The sequence below is a fragment of the Devosia sp. SD17-2 genome (genome assembly GCF_029201565.1).
In the GTDB taxonomy this organism is placed as follows: domain Bacteria; phylum Pseudomonadota; class Alphaproteobacteria; order Rhizobiales; family Devosiaceae; genus Devosia.
Window position 1 is genome coordinate 3,273,072 of record NZ_CP104002.1, and the last position, 15,203, is coordinate 3,288,274.

Here is a 15,203-nt window from a genome sequence, read left to right on the forward strand (position 1 = left end):
ACTAATCCCGTTGTTTTGCTTTTCGCAGCAGATATCGCGCAAAGGCGATCGTCGCCAAAAATCCCAGCAGAGCCACAGCGATGGCGATGTCGAGGTAAAGAGTGAGGCCGGTGCGTACAGCAATCGCACCTATAAAGGCGAGTGCCAGCACCGTGAGCAGATCGAGCCCCAGTACACGATCGGCCAGGGTCGGGCCGATGATGATCCGCACGATCGAAACCAAAAGCGCTGCGCCCAAGAGCACGAGTGCAATCAGGCTGGCCCAGTCAAGAAACACCGCCCCGCTCATTTGTAGATCTCCGCGATTCGCGCTTCGAAGCCATTGGCAATCTCGGCGATCAGCGCCTCCGGGCTCGAAAGCGCCAGCGCGTGGACATAGAGGGTCGAGCGATCCTCCGACACATCCACACTGAGCGTGCCCGGGGTCAGCGTGATGAGATTGGCAAGCAGCGCAATCTCCGCGTCGGATTTGACCGTCAGCGGCACGGCGATGACAGCCGGGCGGATCGCGCCCTTGATGTCGGGCTGGATCACCACCCAGGCCACACGAATGGCGCTGACCATGAGCTCGTAGACAAAGAGCAGGCAGAGCGAGGCGATCTGGCCCAACTTGCGCCATTCACCACCCTGGCGCAGCGAGCCGCGCAGCAGCCAGACGGCAAGCCCGCCCACAAGCCCGCCAAAGAGAAGGTTCAGCCCTGAAAAGCTGCCGGTGATACCGGCCCAGACAAGAGCCAGGATGACGACAAGAAGGACCGCACTCATGGCTGCGCCTCCGCCAGGCCCACCGCCGAAACATAGCGGGCGGGGTCAAGGATATCGGCGGCCGCGACCTGGCTGCCCTCGATCAGCGGATTGGGCCACAGGCCGGCTGCGACGATGGCGATGGCCAGGACCCCAACCGCTGCGAAACCGGTCCGCGTGCCCTGCCCCATTGGCGCAAGTTCCGAACCATCCGGGGCATTGCGCCAGAAGATATGCGACCAGAGCCGCGCCCCGGCGATCAGGGTCAGGACGGCGTTGATCACCAATGCCCCGACGATCACCGCGCCCCAGCCACCAGCTTCGATGCCGCCTTCGAGCAGGATCAACTTGGGCCAGAACCCGAGGAAGGGCGGCACGCCGGCCGCTGCCAGCACCAGCACGAAGAACAGGACCGAGAGCCCGCCACTGGCGGCGTAGATGCCGCCCATCTCGCGCGTGTCGCGCTTGCCGGTGCGGCGCTCGATCAGCCCGGCGACCAGATAAAGCGCCGTCATGGTCAGCATGGCGTGGAAAATATAGAGCCCCGCGCCGGCAACGCCGCTCGCATTGGGCAGCGCCATGCCGGCAAAGACGGCCCCGATGCCGCCAATGACGAGAAAGCCCATGGCGCGCCGCAGATTGGTTTCGGCAATCGCCCCCAGCGGCGCGGTCAGCAGCGTGCCGATGGCGAGGATCAGCAGCACCGGCTCCAGCATGTCGCGGCTGGCCGGCAAAATGGCCACCAGCGCCCGCAGGAGGGCATAGGCACCGACCTTGGTCAGCAGGCCCGCAAACAGCGCCGACACGGCCGCAGGCGGCGTGTGGTAAGAGGCCGGCAGCCAGGCGTTGAGCGGAAACGCCGCCGCCTTCATGCCGAAGGCCAGCAGCAGCAGTGACGCCACCCCGGTCATCGCCGCCGGATTGGCGAGCGGGGCCACGCGCATGATGTCGGCCATGTTGAGCGTCCCGAGGAGGCCGTAGAGCAGCCCGAGGGACATGAGGAACAAGGTCGTCGCGAGGAAATTGAGAAAGCCGTATTTGACCGCGCCATCCATCTGCGCCGGCGTTCCGCCCAGCACCAGAAGACCGAAAGAGGCGATCAGCATGACCTCGAACCAGACATAGAGGTTGAAGAGGTCGCCGGTGAGGAAGGCGCCGGTGACGCCGGCCAGCAGCAGGAGCACGAGGGCATGGAAATTATTGCCGCGGTCGCCGTCTTCCCGATCGACCTCTGCATAGACCAGCACAACCAGCGTCACCACCGAGGCAGCCAGCGCGAAGGCGGCGCTGAAGATATCCGCGGTGAGGCTGATGCCAAACGGGGGCAGCCAGCGCCCCATGGTCATGCTGACGGGCCCGACGTCGGCGATCCGAACCAGCAGGGTGACTTCGCAGGCGATGATGCCGCTGACGACGACAACTGCCGCAAAAAGCGACAGCCGCCCGGCATTGCGCAGGATCAGCATCAGCGCGGCCCCCATCAGGGCCAGCACGACGGGCAGCACGATGACCCATTCGCCGGCGGCGGTGAGGGTGTCGATCATGGCGCGGGGCAGTTCTGTCTCGGTCATGATCAATAGCTCAGCGGCGGTTCGGGCGAGCGCGGCGGCTCGGCCAGGCGCATGCGATCGGTGTTGTCGGCATCAAGGCTCTGATAGGCGCGATAGGCTAGGACGAGCAGGAAGCAGAACATGGAAAAGCCGATGACGATGGCGGTGAGGATCAGCGCCTGCGGCAGCGGATTGGCGATCGGCCCGGCCGGCACATCGAGCCCCGGCGCCACGATCGGCGCGATTTCGCGCGTTACTCGACCGGCGGTGAAAATAAGAAGGTTCACGCCATTGCCGAAAATGGTCATGCCGAGCAGCATGCGGATGACCGAGCGCGACAGCAGCAGATAGACGCCCATCGCAATAAAGAGCCCGACGAGAATGGCGAGGATATAATCCATCAGATGTCTCCCTCGCTTTCTTCTTCCAGCGCCAGCGCCACCGACGACAGTGTCCCGAAGACGACGAGATAGACGCCGATATCGAAGAACATTGGCGTCGAGATCGGCAGCACAGTGTCGCCGAGGTTGAGATAGAGCCAGATGCTGGTCATGAAGGGCGCCTCGATAAAAAGGCTGGCTATCCCGGACGCCCCGGCCAGCAATACGCCTGCCCCGGCGATGGTCAGGGGGTCAAAGCGCAGCGCCTTGCGCACCGCCGCAACGCCGGACGCCATGCCGAAGACGGCCATGGACGCGGCCGCGATCAGCCCGCCGATAAAGCCGCCGCCCGGCTCATTGTGGCCGCGCAGGCAGACGTAGATGGAAAACACCAGCATGGTGCCTACAACGAGCGGCGCCAAAGTGCGGAAGATCAGCGTGTTCATGCCTTCGTCCTCCGGCGACGCAGCAGCGCCATGATGGCAATACCGGCGCCCATCACCACCGAGATTTCGCCCAGCGTATCAAAGCCGCGGTAGTCGACGAGGATGACGTTGACGATGTTCGAGCCATGCGCCATCGGCACGCTGGTTGCGGTAAAGAGATCGGAGAGGCGGGTATCGAGCGTGCCGCTCAGCACCAGCATGAGCATCAGGCTCACCCCGGCGCCACAGAGGATGGCGATGACGCCATCGCGCCCCCAGTCCTCGAACGGGCGGTGATCGCGGATATCGAGCCGCAGCTTGGTCATCACCAGCGTCAGCACCGCCACCGAGAGAACTTCCACCATCAGCTGGGTGAAGGCGAGGTCGGGCGCGCCGAAGAGGAGGAAGATCAGCGCCACGGCCGCGCCCTGAACGCCCAGCGCCAGGATGGCGGCGAGCCGGCTCGGCGCAATCAGCACAGCGACAAGGCCGATGACCACCAGAGCGAAAATCGCCCATTCGTAGAGCCGGACATCGGGCATGGAGAAACCAACCCAGGCCCCCAGCTCGGCCGTGGGCCAGAGCCAGTCGAAACCATCCAGCGCCAGCATCGGCCCGAACAGCGCCAGCGCCAGGCCCGAAAAGACGATGACCAGATAAAACTCGAGCTGCCCGTGATGGAGAGCCCGCGTGACCGCGCCAGAAAAGCGGATGAGGCTGAACATCACCGCGTCAAATACGGTGTCGGCGGTCCAGCCCAACCCATGGCTCAAGCGTCGCAACAGGGTGCGCGCCGGGGTCGCCAGCCGGAACACGGCAATGGACAGCACCCAGGTCAGCGCCGAGAGCCACAGCAGCGGGCTCGCGAAATTGATGGTAAGGCTGAGATGGGGCTCGACGGCTTCCCCAAGGATCGCCGTTGCGCCGGGCGCCAGAATATCGTGGCCGAGCCAATCGGGCAGTATGCCGGCGACGATCCCGGCTGCGCCCAGCAGCAGCGGGCCCGCCAGCATGGCGATTGGCGCCTCATGCGGGGTCTTGGGCGTTGGCACGGCTTCGCCGAGGAAGGGTTTGACCATCACGAGGAGGCCAACGCCGCCAAGCATGGCGTTGCCGACAACGAGGACGATCAGCGTCACCACACTCGCCCAGTCGCCCGACAAGAGGCCGAGGTACATTTCTTCCTTGGCAAAATACCCCACCGTAAGGGGGATGCCGAGCATGGAGAGCACCGCGACCGCAGTGGCGATGAAGGTCACCGGCATCTTCTCGGCCAATCCGCCGAGCGCGGTGATTTCGCGGGTCCCGGCCTCGTGGTCGACGGCGCCGACGGCCATGAAGAGAGCCGCTTTATAGAGCGCGTGCGCCACGAAATAGACCATGACCGCGGTGATCGCCACCGAGGTACCGAGCCCGATCAGCAGCACCAGCAGCCCCAGCGAGGCCAGGGTCGTCTGCGCCAGCATCTGCTTGAGGTCGGTCTGCCGCAGAGCGCCGATCGCACCCCAGAGCAGGGTCACCGCGCCAAAGCTCACCAGCAGCGCCATCCAGACCGGCGTGTCGCCGAGGATCGGCGTCATCCGCGACAGGAGATAGACACCCGCCTGCACCATGGTCGCCGAATGGAGAAAAGCCGAAACCGGCGTCGGGGCTTCCATGGCATTGGGCAGCCAGAAATGCAGCGGAAACTGCGCCGATTTGGTGAAGGCCGCGACGACAAAGAGCGCAAGGATGACGCCATAGAGCGCGTGCTCCTGCATGCCCCCGGCTGCCCGCAGCACGCTGAGGTCCCAGCTGCCGCCAGCCTGCTGCAGCACGATGGCGCCAACCAGCAGCCCCATGCCGCCGATATTGGTAATGACCAGAGCCTGCGTCGCCGCCCGTCGCGCCGCCATGCGCTGGTGGTCGAAGCCGATCAGCAGGAAGGAGGTGATCGAGGTCAGCTCCCAGAAGGTGAACAGCGCCAGCATATTGTCGGACAGAACCAGCCCGAGCATCGCCCCCATGAAGGCGAGCATGAAGCCGAGGAAGCGTCCGAGATGGGCGTGACCGGCGAGATAGGAGCCGGAATAGAGCACGATCAGCGTGCCGATCCCGGAAATGGTCAGCGCGAACGTGAGGCTCAGCCCATCGATAAAGAAGCTCAGCTCAAGCCCATAGGCCGGCACCCAACCGATGGCGAGGCGAAGAGTTTCTCCGGCGACAATCCCGGGCAGCAATGAAAGCAGAAAGACAAATATCCCGGCAGGGACGAGCGCCAGTATCCAGCCCGAAAACGCACCGGTCAGCCGATGCAATACCGGAGCAAGCGCTGCGGCAAGAAATGGAAAGAGAGCCACGAGGGCAATGCTTGCATCCAGAGACGGTAGCGCCAAGCTTGCCTCTCCTCTCGCTGATAAGCGATTCCAATCAATGACTTCTGGTGGCCGACCTTACAATTTGAGACCCGTGGTACAAGCGTAATCGACCTCTGTGAGGTTTCTACACAAAAGATTCGAATTCGAAGGCACTGGCATTCGCCGCCCAAGGGTCCTATCTGCTTGTTACAGCACTATTTGACGGGCCATTTTCGCGCGGGCCGGCATCCAACGAGCAGCCTCGCACGACACTTTATTATGCGGATGACCAGATGAGCCAAGCTACCCCTCCCCGCGCCAAGCGCGTCCCGCACAGCCACAGCCATCACGGGATCACCCGCGAAGACCACTATGCCTGGCTGCGCGCCGACAACTGGCAGGAGGTCATGCAGAAGCCCGAGACGCTGGACGGCGAAATCCGCGCCTATCTCGAGGCCGAGAACTCTTATTACGAAGAGCAGTTCGGCAAGCCGACAGCCGAGCTGCAGGACAAGATCTACAAGGAAATCCGAGGCCGCATCAAAGAAGATGACAGCGGCGTCGCCTCTCCCGACGGTCCCTGGGCCTATAACTCACGCATGCTCGAGGGCAAGCAGTACCCGCTCGTGGTGCGCACCCCGCGTGACGGTGGCGAAGAGACCATCCTCCTCGACTGCAATATCGAGGCCGGTGAGGATTATTTCGGCTTTGCCGGCGCCGACCACAACGCCAGCCACCGCTACCTCGCCTGGGCAGCCGACCGCGCGGGCTCGGAATATTATGACATCGTCATCCGCGACCTCGAGACCGGCGTGGACAGCCCGGAAGTCATCACCGGCACCGCCGGCTCCTATGTCTGGTCCAATGACTCCAGCGCCATCTACTACACCGAATATGATGACAACCACCGGCCCTACCGCATCCGTCGCCACACCATTGGCACGGCGCAGGATGCCGACCCGATCATCTATGAGGAAAAGGATCCCGGCTTCTTTGTCGGCGTCGGCAAGACTCAGAACGACAAGTTCATCGTCATCGACGCCCATGACCATCAGACCAGCGAAGTCTGGCTGATCGACGCGGAAACCGGTGGCGAGCCGCGTCTCGTGGCTCCGCGCCTCGTCGACCGCGAATATGATGTCGAGGAGCGCGATGGCCTTCTCTATATGCGCACCAATGTCGATGGTGCCGAAGACTACAAGATCGTCACCGCGCCGCTCGATGCGCCCGACGCCGCCAACTGGACCGACCTCGTGCCGCACCGCCCCGGCGTGTTGGTGCTCGATATGATCGTCCTCAAAAACCATCTCCTCCGCCTCGAGCGCGAGGATGGTCTGCCACGCATCGTCGTGCGCGATCTGCAGACCGAAAAGGAAGACGTCGTCGGCTTTGCCGAGGAGGCCTATGCGCTGGGCATGTCAGTCGGCTACGAGTTCGACACCACCGTGTTCCGCCTCTCCTATTCCTCGCCGACCACGCCGAACCAGGTTTTCGACGTCGATCTCGCGACCGGCGCGCGCACCCTGCTCAAAACCCAGGAAGTGCCCTCCGGCCACGATCCCGCGCAATATGAAACGCGCCGGATCTTCGCCAAGGCGGCGGACGGCGCCGATGTGCCGGTCACCCTCCTCTACAAAAAGGGCATCGCGCTCGACGGCACCAACCCGGCGCTGCTCTACGGCTATGGCGCCTATGGCATGTCCATGCCGGCGGCCTTCTCGGTCTCTGTCCTGTCGCTGGTCGATCGTGGATTTGTCTATGCCGTCGCCCATATCCGGGGCGGCATGGAGAAGGGCTATGCCTGGTACAAAAACGGCCGTCGCGAACACAAGCCCAACACGTTTGGTGACTTCATCGCCGCCGGCGAGGCGCTGATCGCTGCTGGCTATACGCAGAAGGGCAGAATTGTCGCGCAGGGCGGTTCGGCCGGCGGCATGCTGATGGGCGCCATCGCCAATCTCCGCCCCGATCTGTGGGCCGGCATCATCGCCCAAGTGCCGTTCGTCGACGTGCTCAACACCATGCTCGACGACACATTGCCCCTCACCCCGCCGGAATGGCCCGAATGGGGCAATCCGATTACCTCCGCCGAGGATTACAATCGCATCGCGGCCTACGCGCCTTATGAGGCGGTTTCGGCCCAGGCCTATCCGCCGATTTTCGCGCTCGCCGGTCTCACCGATCCGCGCGTCACCTATTGGGAGCCGGCCAAATGGGTCGCGCGGCTGCGCGCAACCGGAACGGGCACCGCGCCATTGTACCTCAAGACCAATATGAGCGCAGGCCACGGCGGCGCTTCGGGTCGCTTCGACCGTCTCAAGGAGACCGCGCAGTGCTACGCCTTTGCCCTAAATTGCGTCGGATTGGACACTTAGTTCTTCGGGGCTGATTGTTGCGACCCTTCGATGGGCTTATACCACTGGCATCATTACGGTTTACCGCCAGCGTCATCCTGTTCACCAATGGAGGCTTCCATGACCACCAAGTTCACCCTTCCGCCCCTGCCCTACGCCTATGATGCGCTCGGCCCCTACATGTCCGCCGAAACGCTCGAGTTCCATCACGACAAGCACCATCAGGCTTATGTGACCAACGGCGAAAAGCTGCTTGAGGGTTCGGGTCTCGAAATCCTGCCGCTGGAAGACATCGTCAAGGAGAGCTTTGGCAAGAACGCCGGCCTCTTCAACAATGCCGGCCAGCACTACAACCACGTCCATTTCTGGAACTGGATGAAGCCCAATGGCGGCGGCACGTCCCTGCCGGGCAAGCTGGCTGCCAAGATCGACGAAGACCTCGGCGGTTTCGACAAGTTCCGCGCCGACTTCATCAATGCCGGCACCACCCAGTTCGGTTCGGGCTGGGCATGGCTCTCGCTCAACAACCAGAGCGGCAAGCTTGAAGTCACCAAGACCGCCAATGGCGAGTCGCCGCTGGTTCATGGCGGCAAGCCGCTGCTCGGCGTCGACGTCTGGGAGCACTCCTATTACATCGACTACCGCAACGCCCGTCCGAAATACCTCGAAGCCTGGTTCGACAATCTGGTGAACTGGGAACACGTCGAGCACATGTTCGAAGAAGCTTCGGCCTAAGATCGCGCCGCACGCTCCGCCCGGCACCTCCCCTTGAAAGGGGACGCTGGGAGGGGGCGACGTGAGCCACGATCCCGATCCATCGAACCCGCCGCCTCCAAACAGGTCGGCGGGTTTACTTTATCTCGGAATAGTTTGGCGGAAACGAACCGCTCTCTTCTCACCCCGGTTGGGCCGTGTTAACGAAACCTTTACCAACTAGGGGACTGATTTGACTCAAAGGCCGAAAACCGTCGCCATGCTGGCCGCAAATCCGGCCTTGTCGGCCGTATTGTCCATGGTCCTGGCCGGCGACTCGCGCCTGCGTATCCGGCCCTTCGAAAGCGAAGCCGAGCTCTTCGCCTATATGCGGATCGCTCCGCTCGATCTTCTGGTTGTCGATTTCGATCGCGAAGGCCGCCCGGCCTATGAAATGGTTGAAGCCATCCGCCTCGACCCGAGCTTTATCTCGCGCGATCTGCCCGTCATTGCGCTCACCCGCGCCATCACCCCGCCGATGCGCCATCAGGCGATCAGCGCCGGCATCGATGAAGTGGTGGTCAAGCCGATGTCGCCGCGCCATCTCCTGCAGCGCGTTCAGGCCCGGCTGATCAATCGCAGCGTCGTCGGCGCTACCCTGGGCGGCTATCGCGGCCCCGACCGCCGCAATCGCGCCGCCCTGCCCGCGCCACAGCCGCACCCGGCCCGCCGCAATGGCGACAACGTCATCCCCCTCTTCCCCGACCGCCGCAAGCCTCGCCACCCCGGGCTCGAGCCGCTGGCCTGAGAAATCACCCCCTCCTGGCCTCCCCCTGATAGGGGGAGGGATCCACGCGTGGCTCTCCGGCCGCGGTGCAAACTCGATCTGTTCCTCCCCCTATCAGGGGGAGATTAGGTGGGGGCATCTCCTTCCCCCTACCGCTTCTGCTCGCCGACCCAGGCGACCTTGTTCCACAAATCCTCGACCGTCTCGGCAAACTGCAGATTCTTGTCGAACCCCGGCACCGAGTGGGACATCACATCCCCGGCAAAGCCGCGGACCACTTCAAAGGCGCGGTGCCGGTTGAGCATCACCACCGGCTTGGGCTTTGACAGCGCCCAGCAGGTAAAGAGCGCCGAGGTCGACGCCAGCGATCCCGGCAGCGCCACAAACATAGCGGACAGCTCTCCCATGCGGCGATAGCGATCGTCGCGCTCGGGCAGCACCGTGATCGGCACGCCGCTGAGTGCCGGGGGCAGCACAATGCTCTCGTCGGCCAGGATTTCCACCGCGCCACCCGCCGCCCGCGCCGCCGTCACCAGCGGCACCGGAATGACACCCTTTTCGGCCAGGCACACCAGCCTGGCGCCCCGGCGCGCAAACAGCGTGCCAACCTGGGTCATCAGGCTCGACCGTTCCGGATCGCCCGGCCCCTTGTCGGAGGCAAAAACACCAATGGTCGGGCCGGTCGAGCTGATACTGGTCATGGACTATCGCTTCCCCGAGAGGCCGCCGAGAATGCCCCGCACCAGTGCATTGCCGAGCTTATTGGCCACGGTGCGGGCGAAGGAATTGACCGCCGCCTCCGTTGGCGTCTGCCGCGTCGACGTACGCCGCGGCTGGTTGGCGCGCTGCAGGCGCTCCATTTCCTTGGCCCGCGCCTCGGCCGCCTTGCGGTCGGCTTCCTCAAGCTTGTTGCGCTCTTCCACCAGCTGACGCTCGCGCGCCCGCCGCTGCAGGATTTCAAACGCGGATTCGCGGTCAATCTCGGTATCGTAGAGCCCGCCGACAGGCGAATTGGCGACGATGGCCTCGCGCTCTGCCGGACCGATCGGACCGACCTGCGCCGACGGCGGACGGATCAGCGTGCGCCCGACCATCGAGGGGATGCCCTTGTCCTCCAGCACCGAAACCAGCGCCTCGCCGATCCCCATCTGGGTAATCACCTCGGCCGTCGAAAAGGCCGGATTGGGCCGGAACGTATCGGCCGCCACCTTCACAGCCTTCTGCTCGCGCGGCGTATAGGCGCGCAGCGCGTGCTGGACGCGATTGGAGAGCTGGGCCAGCACGCTTTCGGGAATATCGACCGGGTTCTGCGTCACGAAATAGACGCCGACACCCTTGGAGCGGATGAGTTTCACCACCTGCTCCACCTTGTCGATCAGCGCCTTGGGCGCGTCGTCAAAGAGCAGATGCGCCTCGTCAAAAAAGAACACCAGCTTGGGCTTGTCGAGGTCGCCCACTTCCGGCAGCTCCTCGAACAGCTCGGAGAGGAGCCACAGCAGGAAGGTCGAATAAAGCCGCGGCGACTGCATCAGCTGGTCGGCGGCCAGAATGGATACAAAGCCGCGCCCGTCCGTGTCGGTGCGCATGAGGTCAGCGATTTCGAGCGCGCGCTCACCGAAGAAATGATCCGCGCCCTGCGTTTCCAGCACCAGCAAGGCGCGCTGGATCGCGCCAATCGATGCCGTCGTCACATTGCCATAGCGTCCGGAAATTTCCTTGGCCCGCTCCTGCACATTGGTCAGCAGCGCCCGCAGATCCTTCAAATCGAGCAGCAGCAGGCCATCGTCATCGGCGACGCGGAAAGCGATATTGAGCACGCCTTCCTGGGTATCGTTGAGATCGAGGATGCGGCTCAGCAGCACCGGGCCCATTTCCGAGATCGTAGCGCGAACCGGATGGCCCTGCTTGCCGAACAAATCCCAGAACATCACCGGAAACACATCGTCGCGGAAATCGTCAAAGCCGATGACTTCGGCGCGCTCGCTCTGCCATTTCTGGGCCTGACCCATCTTGGAAATGCCCGAGAGGTCGCCCTTGATGTCCGACGCAAAGACCGGCACGCCCGCGGCAGCAAAGCCCTCGGCCAGCACCTGCAGTGTGACAGTCTTGCCGGTACCCGTCGCACCCGTGATCAGCCCGTGGCGATTGCCATATTTGAGGGCCAGATATTCCGGCCGGTCGCTCGTCCCGAGATAGATCTTGTCGTCGACGAGCATGAATATCACCTGTGTCAGTCTGCAATGGTGCCGAGTTTATAGCCGGGCAAGGGTGAAGCAAACAAGGCAAGCCCTGCAGGCAGCTGTTCACCAATGCACGCGCTTTTGCTCGCCGCCACCGCAGTTTGCCGCCACACTGTCTTTATGCGCAATCTCACCGCCCCCAATCGCCGCCTTTTTGTCGCCGGTCTTGCCGGGCTCGCCGCCAGCCTGCCCCTTGCCGCGCACGCCCAGACCGGCCTCGTCGGCGATGGCACCACCGACCAGACATCGGCGCTGCAGGCGGCCATCGACGGCGCCAACGGTCGTCTCACCCTGCCCGCCGGCCGGTTCCTTGTGTCGAGCCTGCGCCTCCCCAGCAATATCCTCATCGAAGGGGTTCCGGGCGCCACCTGGCTCATCACCTCGGGCGGCATGGCTGCCTCCGCCTCGGGCCAATCCGGCATCGTGCTGCGCGATATCGGCTTTACCGGCGACAGCGGCGACGCGCCGCTCCTCGGGTTTGAGGGCTCTACCGGCATCACCATCGAGCGCTGCCAGTTCCGCGACAGCCCGGCCATTGCGCTGGGCCTGCGCACCTCTGCCGCCACCATTCGCGACTGCGATTTCTCCGGCCATGGCGACGCCGCCATTCACTCCGTGGACAGTCTTGGTGTCATCGTCACCGGCAATTCAATCGAAAAATGCGGCAATGCGGGCGTGCGTATCTGGCGTTCCGAAAACGGTCCGGATGGCTCAATCGTCACGAATAATCGCATCCGCACCATAGACTGGCGTGGCGGCGGCAATGGCCAGAACGGCAATGGCATCAATGTCTATCTGGCCGATCAGGTGATCGTCGCCGACAACCACATCGCCGACTGCGCCTTCACCGCCGTGCGCCTCAACACCACACACAATTGCCAGGTCACGGGCAATCTCTGCTTCAACTCGGGTGAAGTGGCGATCTTTTCCGAGTTCGGCTTTTCCGGCTCGATCGTCTCGGACAATGTCATCGACGGCGCCGCCACCGGCATTGCCATCACCAATCTCGACACTGGCGGACAGATCGCCACCTGCGCCGGCAATATCGTGCGCAATATTTTCCCGCGCTCAGAGGTCAATCCGGACACCCGCCCGATCGGCATTCTGGTCGAAGCCGAAGTCGCGGTCACCGGTAATCTCGTTTCCAACAGCCCCGGCGCCGGCATCATCGGTGGCTGGGGCCCCTACCTCCGCAATGTCGCCTTGGCCGGCAATATCGTCGCCGACAGCGCCATCGGCATCGGCGTCAGCGTCGTGGAAGGCGTTGGGGCCGTCACCCTTTCCGGCAACCTCGTCTCCGGCGCCACCGAAGGCGACATCGTCGGCATGCGCTGGACCGAGATTTCCGAGCGGGATCTCATCGGGAATGCGAGCAGATATGGGCATGTGCGGGTGAACTGACCCGCACCCAACCTCCCCCTGATAGGGGGAGGAGCCCATCGTGGCCCTCGATCTTCGCCAAAACTCGATCCGTCCCTCCCCCTATCAGGGGGAGGCTAGGTGGGGGTAACTCTCCCCCTCACACCACCGCGCGCAATTCCCCGATCACTGCCTTGCGCACACTCTTCACATCCTGCCGCGCAAACTTCTCCAGCACCGCAATCTGCGCCGCATCCGGATCGGCATATTTCAGTAGCACTGCCGCGATCATCGCCTGGCTGGCCGCAATGTGCCCGTCATCGCATTTGAGCGCATAGCCCCAGCCCTTGTCGCGAATTGCGCCGCATTGCACGCCATCGGCGCCCACTTTCTGCATGACCCGCCCGCCAAAGGCCTCCATCACGACCGTATCGAAGTGGCCCGTCCCGGCCACGAGATGGGGATGGCTGGTCGCCGCATCAAACAGCGCCGTCGCCGCGGCCGCGTGTCCGGCATCGAGCCCCTTGCCCGAACTCATGCGCGCAAAACCGAGCGCCCAGGCCCGCAGCGGCGCCGCCCAGGTGGGGATGGAACAGCCATCGGTGCCGCACCGATCTTCCGTGAGGCTCTCGCCGATCACCGCCTCCACGCTCGCGCGCACCGCCCGCTGCACATCATGCTCGCGGCTGACATAATCCTTGGTCGGTACGCCCATGGCCAGCGCCACGCTCAACATGCCGGCATGCTTGCCCGAGCAATTATTGTGCAGCGCACTCGGCCCCTGCCCCGACACACGCACCGCCTCGCGCGCCACGCCATTGGTCGGCATATGCGCGCCGCATTCGAGATCGGCCACGGAAAGCCCCATGCGATCGAGGAAATGGCTGACACCCGACACATGCGCTTCCTCGCCATGGTGCGAGGCGCAGGCCAGCGCCAGTTCTTCCCTCGTCTGGTGGAATTTCTCGATGGCGTGGCGGTCGAACATGGCCAGCGCCTGCATGGACTTGATCGCCGAGCGCGGAAACACCGGCCGCTCGATATCTCCAGCGGAGGCGATGATCTGCCCGTCCGCGTCCATCACCACAAAGGCGCCCCGGTGCCGGTTCTCCACCCAATTGCCGCGCACCACTTCAGCGAGAACGGGATTGGCATCCATGACAAAAAAACTCCGGTCCAGAACTGCTCTTGTGGAACAGCGCCAGACCGGAAAAGTCAATGCATGGGAGGAGGCAAGTCTGGCCGATCAGACGTCCCAGTCGGCCCCTGGGGTGAGGTAGCGCGCGTTGACCCAACCACGCGTATAATTGCCATCGACCAGGCACCAGTCGGCGCTGGCCTCGACTTCGATGCAGCGCTCGACCCAGACCTGCGCGCCCGGCTTGAGCGCGCCCACCTTCTGCGAATAGCTGGCGGGCCATTTGCGCACATTGAGCACGTCCCAGCGGGCGACATTGGACACGCGGGCCATCTGGTCGACGTCATATCCGGCGGCCGTGGCGGGCTGGATGGTAAAGGCGGCTGCGGCGGTGATGACAATCCCGCAAAGCCCTGCAACCAGCAATTTTTCCTGTGTCCTGTTCATGGCGTCGCCCCCCTCTGGAGATCGCTGTGTTGATCCCCACTCTAATGATCCGATTTGAACCCTTCCTGATCCGGGCGTTCAGAATGCGTTCATGCCGAACGCCCGGATCGGAAAGCTCAGTTAGCGTCCCGCTGATAGACATAGAGCACGACGCTGTTGCCGCCGCCGAAGCGCAGCGACACCACATCCTGCTCGTCATAACCACGCGCGGCCAATGCCCCCATCAGGGTGACGTTCTGCCCGATTGGGCCCCTCAAATGATTGACATTGCCGTTCACGAAGAGCGCGCCGTAAGCATTCTTGCCTGCAACACTGAGATCCTCGCAGACCGGGATCAGCGCCACGCGCTGGCCATTGATGGCGGCGATATCGGCATGGCGCACCGAGCGCATGTGCCCCATGTCATCTGCGCAATTGGTCTCTTGCGTCGGCATGATGCGCTGGTTCGGAAAGTTGTTACCCGCAGCGCGCTGGGCGGCGCTCGGCAGGGTGGCAACGAGGCTGACAAGCCCGGCGCAGACGAAAAGTGCTAGTCCCTTGTTCATGGTCCATCTCCATTTCGCTGGCGTCCGCCCCTCGCGGCCGCCCCACCGACCTCCCCGGTCGGCCTTGAACGAGAGAATGGTGCCAGTGCTTTGAACTCCGCCTGAGGCCGGCGTTCATCTCCCGTTTAGCCGCTGCCGATTGGCAGAGGGGGCGAAGCGGCATAGTCTTGCGCCAGGGAGTGGCGGCAAATCCGCCTGCAAAATG

The 15,203-nt window shown here is 63.6% G+C and carries 15 protein-coding genes; 4 read left to right on the forward strand and 11 right to left on the reverse strand.

Going from position 1 to position 15,203, the window contains the following annotated elements:
* Nucleotide 1 precedes the first annotated feature (1 nt).
* The 6 genes from NYQ88_RS16055 to mbhE are packed head-to-tail and all read right to left on the reverse strand — an operon-like array spanning nt 2 to nt 5,474.
* Entirely contained in the window at nt 2-289 is a 288-nt protein-coding gene (locus tag NYQ88_RS16055) for a monovalent cation/H+ antiporter complex subunit F (RefSeq protein WP_275652115.1), read from the reverse strand.
* Nucleotides 286-765 carry a Na+/H+ antiporter subunit E gene (locus tag NYQ88_RS16060; protein ID WP_275652116.1) on the reverse strand — a complete coding sequence of 160 codons (480 nt, stop codon included), beginning with the start codon at nt 763-765 and terminating at the stop codon, nt 286-288. The genes NYQ88_RS16055 and NYQ88_RS16060 overlap by 4 nt, the downstream gene beginning before the upstream one ends.
* Nucleotides 762-2,315 carry a proton-conducting transporter membrane subunit gene (locus NYQ88_RS16065; RefSeq protein ID WP_275652117.1) on the reverse strand — a complete coding sequence of 518 codons (1,554 nt, stop codon included), beginning with the start codon at nt 2,313-2,315 and terminating at the stop codon, nt 762-764. The genes NYQ88_RS16060 and NYQ88_RS16065 overlap by 4 nt, the downstream gene beginning before the upstream one ends.
* A 2-nt stretch (nt 2,316-2,317) precedes the next feature.
* Nucleotides 2,318-2,695: a Na+/H+ antiporter subunit C gene (locus NYQ88_RS16070; RefSeq protein ID WP_275652118.1), complete on the reverse strand. Its 378-nt coding sequence runs from the start codon at nt 2,693-2,695 to the stop codon at nt 2,318-2,320.
* A complete protein-coding gene (locus NYQ88_RS16075; RefSeq protein ID WP_275652119.1) occupies nt 2,695-3,120 on the reverse strand; it encodes an MnhB domain-containing protein in 426 nt (141 codons plus the stop codon). Before NYQ88_RS16075 ends, NYQ88_RS16070 begins: the two co-directional genes overlap by 1 nt.
* Complete coding sequence (gene mbhE, locus NYQ88_RS16080) at nt 3,117-5,474, reverse strand: hydrogen gas-evolving membrane-bound hydrogenase subunit E (protein ID WP_275652120.1); 2,358 nt, start codon at nt 5,472-5,474, stop codon at nt 3,117-3,119. Before mbhE ends, NYQ88_RS16075 begins: the two co-directional genes overlap by 4 nt.
* Nucleotides 5,475-5,728: 254 nt before the next feature.
* Between mbhE and NYQ88_RS16085 the strand changes: the two genes are divergently transcribed.
* From NYQ88_RS16085 to NYQ88_RS16095, 3 genes are all read left to right on the forward strand, one after another.
* Complete coding sequence (locus NYQ88_RS16085) at nt 5,729-7,810, forward strand: S9 family peptidase (RefSeq protein WP_275652121.1); 2,082 nt, start codon at nt 5,729-5,731, stop codon at nt 7,808-7,810.
* Between the two features lie 99 nt (nt 7,811-7,909).
* A complete protein-coding gene (locus NYQ88_RS16090; protein WP_275652122.1) occupies nt 7,910-8,524 on the forward strand; it encodes a superoxide dismutase in 615 nt (204 codons plus the stop codon).
* A 211-nt stretch (nt 8,525-8,735) separates the two neighbouring features.
* Complete coding sequence (locus NYQ88_RS16095) at nt 8,736-9,290, forward strand: response regulator (protein WP_275652123.1); 555 nt, start codon at nt 8,736-8,738, stop codon at nt 9,288-9,290.
* Between the two features lie 128 nt (nt 9,291-9,418).
* Here the strand turns inward: NYQ88_RS16095 and NYQ88_RS16100 are convergent, their stop codons facing one another.
* Nucleotides 9,419-9,970: a hypothetical protein gene (locus tag NYQ88_RS16100; protein WP_275652124.1), complete on the reverse strand. Its 552-nt coding sequence runs from the start codon at nt 9,968-9,970 to the stop codon at nt 9,419-9,421.
* A 3-nt stretch (nt 9,971-9,973) separates the two neighbouring features.
* Nucleotides 9,974-11,485, reverse strand: a complete 1,512-nt coding sequence (locus NYQ88_RS16105; RefSeq protein WP_275652125.1) for a helicase HerA-like domain-containing protein — start codon at nt 11,483-11,485, stop codon at nt 9,974-9,976.
* 93 nt (nt 11,486-11,578) lie between these two features.
* Here NYQ88_RS16105 and NYQ88_RS16110 point away from each other — a divergent pair, with 93 nt between their 5' ends.
* Nucleotides 11,579-12,910 carry a TIGR03808 family TAT-translocated repetitive protein gene (locus NYQ88_RS16110; protein ID WP_275652126.1) on the forward strand — a complete coding sequence of 444 codons (1,332 nt, stop codon included), beginning with the start codon at nt 11,579-11,581 and terminating at the stop codon, nt 12,908-12,910.
* Between the two features lie 118 nt (nt 12,911-13,028).
* Here the strand turns inward: NYQ88_RS16110 and NYQ88_RS16115 are convergent, their stop codons facing one another.
* From NYQ88_RS16115 to NYQ88_RS16125, 3 genes are all read right to left on the reverse strand, one after another.
* Nucleotides 13,029-14,027, reverse strand: coding sequence for an asparaginase (locus tag NYQ88_RS16115; RefSeq protein WP_275652127.1), 999 nt, complete (start codon nt 14,025-14,027; stop codon nt 13,029-13,031).
* A gap of 87 nt (nt 14,028-14,114) precedes the next feature.
* Nucleotides 14,115-14,453 (reverse strand): SH3 domain-containing protein, encoded by a 339-nt coding sequence (locus NYQ88_RS16120; RefSeq protein ID WP_275652128.1) that lies wholly within the window; start codon nt 14,451-14,453, stop codon nt 14,115-14,117.
* Between the two features lie 116 nt (nt 14,454-14,569).
* Nucleotides 14,570-14,998, reverse strand: coding sequence for a hypothetical protein (locus NYQ88_RS16125; protein WP_275652129.1), 429 nt, complete (start codon nt 14,996-14,998; stop codon nt 14,570-14,572).
* Nucleotides 14,999-15,203: the final 205 nt, after the last annotated feature.

Bases quoted from the DNA above. Each gene is read 5' to 3' on its own strand.
- NYQ88_RS16055 (WP_275652115.1), bottom strand. From the start codon at position 289: ATGAGCGGGGCGGTGTTTCTTGACTGGGCCAGCCTGATTGCACTCGTG.
- NYQ88_RS16060 (WP_275652116.1), bottom strand. From the start codon at position 765: ATGAGTGCGGTCCTTCTTGTCGTCATCCTGGCTCTTGTCTGGGCCGGT.
- NYQ88_RS16065 (WP_275652117.1), bottom strand. From the start codon at position 2,315: ATGACCGAGACAGAACTGCCCCGCGCCATGATCGACACCCTCACCGCC.
- NYQ88_RS16070 (WP_275652118.1), bottom strand. From the start codon at position 2,695: ATGGATTATATCCTCGCCATTCTCGTCGGGCTCTTTATTGCGATGGGC.
- NYQ88_RS16075 (WP_275652119.1), bottom strand. From the start codon at position 3,120: ATGAACACGCTGATCTTCCGCACTTTGGCGCCGCTCGTTGTAGGCACC.
- NYQ88_RS16085 (WP_275652121.1), top strand. From the start codon at position 5,729: ATGAGCCAAGCTACCCCTCCCCGCGCCAAGCGCGTCCCGCACAGCCAC.
- NYQ88_RS16090 (WP_275652122.1), top strand. From the start codon at position 7,910: ATGACCACCAAGTTCACCCTTCCGCCCCTGCCCTACGCCTATGATGCG.
- NYQ88_RS16100 (WP_275652124.1), bottom strand. From the start codon at position 9,970: ATGACCAGTATCAGCTCGACCGGCCCGACCATTGGTGTTTTTGCCTCC.
- NYQ88_RS16105 (WP_275652125.1), bottom strand. From the start codon at position 11,485: ATGCTCGTCGACGACAAGATCTATCTCGGGACGAGCGACCGGCCGGAA.
- NYQ88_RS16110 (WP_275652126.1), top strand. From the start codon at position 11,579: ATGCACGCGCTTTTGCTCGCCGCCACCGCAGTTTGCCGCCACACTGTC.
- NYQ88_RS16115 (WP_275652127.1), bottom strand. From the start codon at position 14,027: ATGGATGCCAATCCCGTTCTCGCTGAAGTGGTGCGCGGCAATTGGGTG.
- NYQ88_RS16120 (WP_275652128.1), bottom strand. From the start codon at position 14,453: ATGAACAGGACACAGGAAAAATTGCTGGTTGCAGGGCTTTGCGGGATT.
- NYQ88_RS16125 (WP_275652129.1), bottom strand. From the start codon at position 14,998: ATGAACAAGGGACTAGCACTTTTCGTCTGCGCCGGGCTTGTCAGCCTC.